The organism is Paracoccus sp. JM45 (assembly GCF_003590715.1).
Taxonomy (GTDB): Bacteria; Pseudomonadota; Alphaproteobacteria; order Rhodobacterales; family Rhodobacteraceae; genus Paracoccus.
This window is the reverse complement of sequence record NZ_QQVY01000046.1, coordinates 1-3,684: the sequence shown is the minus strand read 5'-3', so window position 1 is coordinate 3,684 and position 3,684 is coordinate 1. Positions and strand designations below refer to the sequence as shown.

Below are 3,684 nucleotides of genomic sequence, written 5' to 3'. Positions count from 1 at the left end.
CCGCAACGATGCGTTCAGCCTCTGGGCCGATTACACCGCTGAGATGACCGCGTGATCCACGCCCTTCACAGAGAAGCACAATCTGCTGTCAACAACTTGGCAATACCCAACAACATCCTCGAGCAGGATCACCGCTTTATCAACAGGATCACCGGCCCGATGATGGGCTTCAAGGCGTTCCATTCGGCCGCGGCCACCATAGCGCCGGGATCGAAGCGGCGCATATGATCCGCAAGGGGCAGATCCCCGCCAATGGCGCCACCGCCTTCCAGATCTTCGCGGAGCTCGCAGCATAGCCATGTCTGCTGGACGGCTCCGCTCAGCATGCGGGGAAGTTTGCGACGGAACCAGCGAAAGACCTAAAACTTTGCGACACTACCCTTTCATCGAAGCCATTTAGACAATTTTGACCTTCTTATGGTGTTTGAAAATTAATCAATCTGTGTGAGCGGCCAATTATCAATTACTGTGGTTTACGTTGCGCGAGTATCACCAGTGCAAATGATTGGAATGACCTTTTCGTTAATCAAGTTAGGCCGGCACGCACTACTCATTCGCCTCATCTCTGCGATAATGCGTCGCTCATCATAGGGCTTGTCGAAAAACACGCAGTCAGCCGGCAGTGTCATCTTGCCTACCTCTGCCTTACCAGACGTTACGATAATGTGGATGGGGGGCCAGCGCTTCCGGATGAGGGAGGCCAGCTTCAGACCATCTAAGCCACGTGGCATGTCGACATCCGTAAACACGATGCAGATATCGGGACGGGTTTCAAGGATCCTGACCGCGTCCGTAGCGTCGGTCGCCTCAACTGCGTCGAAACCTGCATATTCAACCATATCGACCGCTGCCATCCGCAGGACCGGTTCATCCTCGACAACCAGCACAAGCTGGCGATTCAATGGGGCGTATTGGGCCATTTTCAATTTTTCTGCTTTAGGGCTGCTGTAGCTCGGCCAGCGGGGCTTCCATCGATGCGATCAGGCCCGATGCAGTGTAACAAAGTTCTGTGCCACCGGTTCCGATCAACCCCATGGCAATAAGCGTTGAACCGAACCCCCTTCCGGACGGCTGATGCGCCGGAGGACCGCCGGTTTCTGTCCACGTCATACGCAATATATCTAAATCTGTGCCATTTTCGACCTGCCAGGTGATTGCCACCTGCCCCTCTGGCACGGATAGGGCCCCATATTTGATGGCGTTGGTCGCCAATTCGTGCAGCAAAAGGGATAAGGATAATGTCGCCCTTGGTCCGATTTTGAGTGGAGGTCCTTGCAGGTGGAAACTGTCGACCTGTTCGAGGGCCGACAGCGTCGCTTCTGCAACGTCTTTCAGGTTGGCAGAAACCCATCGCGTTTCCAAAAGCGCGTCGTGCGCACGTGACAGCGCACCGATACGTTTCGTCAATGCGTTCACGGCATCCCTGTCTGGCACCTCCCGAAGGGTCCGGCTGGCGATCGCCTGAACAATCGCCAGTGTATTCTTCATCCGATGGCTTAGCTCTTCGTTCAGGATCTGCTGTTCATGTTCGGCCCGCAAGCGCGCGAACGCCGCATGTGCGCGGTCTCCTACTTGGCGGACAAGACCGATTTCTTCAGATGTCCATTTCCTCGTTCGCGCGCTAAGAATAAAAATAACGGCATCAAGGGAACCTCGCACCATGATAGGCAAATTCAGGAAAGCACTGGTATGCACCTTCTTGAAGCCATCAACTTCGCTGACCGTTCGGGGGTCAGTTTCTACATCGGAAACAACTACGGTCTCGCCGCGCTTGAGATTTTCGATATAAGAACCGAATGATCTGAAGTTATGCGATCCTACAACACTGACCCCATAAGAGTCGCACCAATCGACATCGATGTGGATTTCTTCGGCTTGCAAATCGACCTTGCCAAAACCGATGCAGCTTCCACCGATTGCCTTGGAAAGACATTCTGCAGCAGCTTGGGCGATATCCTCGGCGTTGCCCATATCCCGCAGCGTCTCACCGAAATCTGCAAGCGCAGCCACGCGTCTGGTTTGAAGAACATGTTCCGTGACATCCGAACCTTCGACGAAAATACCGGTTACGGACCCTTTTTCATCCCGTGTCGGCTGACATACAAAGTCGATATACCGGTTGTCTGCAGGGCTATCAGGATCGCTTTGCACGGCGAAATGCGCGCCGACCTGCGTAAACGGCTTACCCGAACGATAGGCCTGATCCAGAAGATCAAGATATCCCTGTTCTGTGGCATCGGGCAAAGCCTGAGCAACAGTTTTACCAATTACCTGCCGGTGACCAATCAGTCGGGAATAGGCCGGATTGACTATGTCGAAGATATGCTCAGGGCCTTTTAAAAGCGCCATAAAGTTTGGTGCCTGATCGAACATGGCCGCCAATTCAGAATGATCATGCTCGGCCTGCTTACGATGTCCTTCAGCTTGTACCAGCAGTTCGTCACGACCGGCAATAAGACGGCGCATTTCAAGAAGCGCCATGACTTGGCGGGCCAGCGCCTTCAGGTCATCGGCTTGGCCCTCGGTCAGTCCTTGAGGACGTGCAACATGGTCGATGACGCATATTGTTCCAAGGGTCAGCCCCTCGGGCGTGATCAAAGGTGCGCCTGCATAAAAGCGCAGATGCGGGTCTTCCAGCACCAAGGGGTTTGATCTGGTCCGCGCGTCCGATGTCAGATCGGGAATAATCAAAAGGTCACCCTGCCCGATTGCATGCTTGCAAACAGATTGCGCTATAGGGGTCTGACAGGGCTCAAAGCCTATCCTAGCCTTGAACCATTGTCGGTCCGTTTCAACAAGACTGACAAGCGCCACCGGAGTATTGCACAACCTAGTGGCCAATCGGACGATATCATCAAAGCCGACCTCTGGGGCCGTATCCAGAATGTTCTGCACATGCAACGCAGCAAGGCGCGCCGTCTCATCCGTCATGTATCATCCGACCTGCGCTCTTGACCACTTGAATATTTACCACCGTAGATAACTATAAAAGAAATGATTAAAGCCTTCTGAGACCCGATACCATCGCTTTATTAGGAGCGTACGTCAGCAGGGCGGCCCGTTCAGAGAGGCTGCCACTGAGCCTGATACGAATGACTCGAAGTACAATCGAAAAGGCGTGCCAATAGGCGAATTTGGGCAGCAGACCGGCTTTGTTGCACACATATGCTTGAGATTATGCTTCCCCTTTCTCACATAACTTAGGCTCTAGACCCATTGATTTTTGCCTTTTGACGTGATCCAGGCTTCTGCAAGGAGACCTGATTGACGAGTAACCTGTTTTGGCTGGCCGAAGTGCGGATGGCGCGCCTCCGCGCCTTTTTTTTCCAAGAACCATGGCCGCCCGCGTGTTGATGACCTGCATGTGCTGAGCGACATTATCTTTATCAACCGCAATAGCTTGCGAGGGTGCGATGCGCCATGGGAATATGGACCAGCCAAGACCCTCTATAACCGTTGGAAGCGCTGGAGCGATAACGGCGTCTTCGCCCGGATCATGGTAGGGCTAGAGCGTTTCTGCAAAACTCGGAATCATGGGATTTTCAAAGGGGTCTGGTTGTGATTCATCCTTTCTAGGAGGATGGATCATGTCAGCACCATTACCGGATGCGCTGCGTGCGCGGTTCAAAGCTTGTATCGAGGAGGGTTTGAGTGGGCGAGCTGCCGCGGCGCGATTGATGCTCT

At 53.6% G+C, this 3,684-nt stretch carries 2 protein-coding genes and 2 pseudogenes; 2 read left to right on the top strand and 2 right to left on the bottom strand.

The genetic code is table 11. The features are described 5' to 3' along the window. Nucleotides 1-108: 108 nt before the first annotated feature. Nucleotides 109-296 (top strand): annotated as a pseudogene (locus DWB67_RS17505) (DDE-type integrase/transposase/recombinase); the annotation flags it as partial. 177 nt (nucleotides 297-473) lie between these two features. On the opposite strand, the gene DWB67_RS17500 reads toward DWB67_RS17505, so the two are convergent. Both DWB67_RS17500 and DWB67_RS17495 read right to left on the bottom strand, forming a co-directional pair. Next, the gene (locus DWB67_RS17500; RefSeq protein WP_119808825.1) at nucleotides 474-920 is read right to left on the bottom strand and encodes a response regulator; all 447 of its coding nucleotides are present in this window, start codon (nucleotides 918-920) and stop codon (nucleotides 474-476) included. A gap of 16 nt (nucleotides 921-936) precedes the next feature. Next, complete coding sequence (locus DWB67_RS17495) at nucleotides 937-2,931, bottom strand: GAF domain-containing protein (RefSeq protein WP_119808824.1); 1,995 nt, start codon at nucleotides 2,929-2,931, stop codon at nucleotides 937-939. 369 nt (nucleotides 2,932-3,300) lie between these two features. Here DWB67_RS17495 and DWB67_RS17490 point away from each other — a divergent pair. After that, nucleotides 3,301-3,508: pseudogene (locus tag DWB67_RS17490) on the top strand (transposase); the annotation flags it as partial. Nucleotides 3,509-3,684 lie beyond the last annotated feature (176 nt).